Here is a 1428-nt window from a genome sequence, read left to right as displayed (position 1 = left end):
GATCGCCGCGATGTCCGGTGCGAAGTAGCGGTCGAGCTCGTAGTGCGGCACCCCCGCCCGCACCGACTGCATCACGTGCGCGAGCGCCGGGCTCGTGCGGTGCGGCGCGCGCAGGTCCACCCCCTGGGCCGCCGCGAGCAGTTCGATCGCGAGAATGCTGGCCGTGTTGGCCGCGATGTCGGCGAGCTTGCGCGCCGCGAACGTCGCCATCGAAACGTGATCCTCCTGGTTTGCCGACGTCGGCAGCGAGTCGACCGACGCCGGATGCGCCAGCGTCTTGTTCTCCGAGGCGAGCGCCGCCGCCGTCACGTGCGCGATCATGAAGCCCGAATTCACCCCGCCGTCCCTCACGAGGAAAGGCGGCAGGCCCGAAAGCGTCGCGTCGATGAGCAGCGCGATGCGCCGCTCGGCCAGCGCGCCGATCTCCGCCGCGGCCAGCGCGAGATTGTCGGCGGCGAACGCCACGGGCTCCGCGTGGAAGTTGCCGCCCGAGAGCACCTCGTTCGTTTCCGGGAAGATCAGCGGATTGTCCGAGACCGCGTTCGCCTCGATGAGCAGCACCTGCGCCGCGTGGCGCATCTGGTCGAGGCACGCGCCCATCACCTGCGGCTGGCAGCGCAGCGAGTACGGGTCCTGCACCTTGCCGCAGTCGCGGTGCGAGAGGTTGATCGCCGAGCCCTCCAGCAGCGCGCGGTAAGCGGCCGCCGCCTCGATCTGGCCGCGATGGCCGCGCAGTTCGTGGATGCGCGCGTCGAAGGGCTTCACCGAACCGGCCGCCGCGTCCACGCACAGCGCGCCGGAAACGAGCGCCGTGCGGTACAGGTCCTCGATCGCGAACAGGTTGTAGAGCGCGAGCGCCGTGGAGGCCTGCGTGCCGTTGAGCAGCGCGAGGCCTTCCTTGGCCTGCAGCGCGAGCGGCGCGAGGCCCGCCGCGGCCAGCCCCGCTTCGGCGCTGGCGCGCTCGCCGCGGATGAACACCTCGCCAATGCCGAGCAGCACCGCGGACATATGCGCGAGCGGCGCGAGGTCGCCCGAGGCGCCCACGGAGCCCTTCACGGGAATCACGGGCAGCACGTCGGCGTTGAACAGCGCGATGAGCGCATCCATGACCTCGCGGCGGATGCCCGAATGGCCACGGCCCAGGCTCGAAAGCTTCAGCGCCATCAGGAGGCGCACGACCGGGCGCGACATCGGCTCGCCCACGCCCACCGCGTGCGAGAGCACGAGGTTGCGCTGCAGCAGTTCGAGCTGGTCGTTCGGAATATGCGTGCTGGCCAGCCGCCCGAAGCCCGTGTTGATGCCATAGGCAGGTTCGCCCTTCGCCGCGATCGCGGCGACGGCGCGCGCGCCCGCGTCGATGGCGGCGAAGCTGGCCGGATCGAGATCGAGCCTGACTGCCTCGCGCGCGATCTGGCGCAGTTGGGGAAG

The 1428-nt window shown here is 71.1% G+C and carries 1 protein-coding gene; it reads right to left on the bottom strand.

Annotated features, from left to right (window positions below; all coding sequences use genetic code 11):
- A partial coding sequence (gene hutH, locus BLU17_RS32070; RefSeq protein WP_143189416.1) for a histidine ammonia-lyase occupies window positions 1-1428 on the bottom strand: 1428 nt, incomplete at both ends.

Origin of the sequence: Paraburkholderia lycopersici, assembly GCF_900096975.1 — a bacterium.
Classification (GTDB): domain Bacteria; phylum Pseudomonadota; class Gammaproteobacteria; order Burkholderiales; family Burkholderiaceae; genus Paraburkholderia; species Paraburkholderia lycopersici.
The sequence above is the reverse complement of the archived record's forward strand: the minus strand, read 5'-3'. Positions and strand labels throughout refer to the sequence as shown.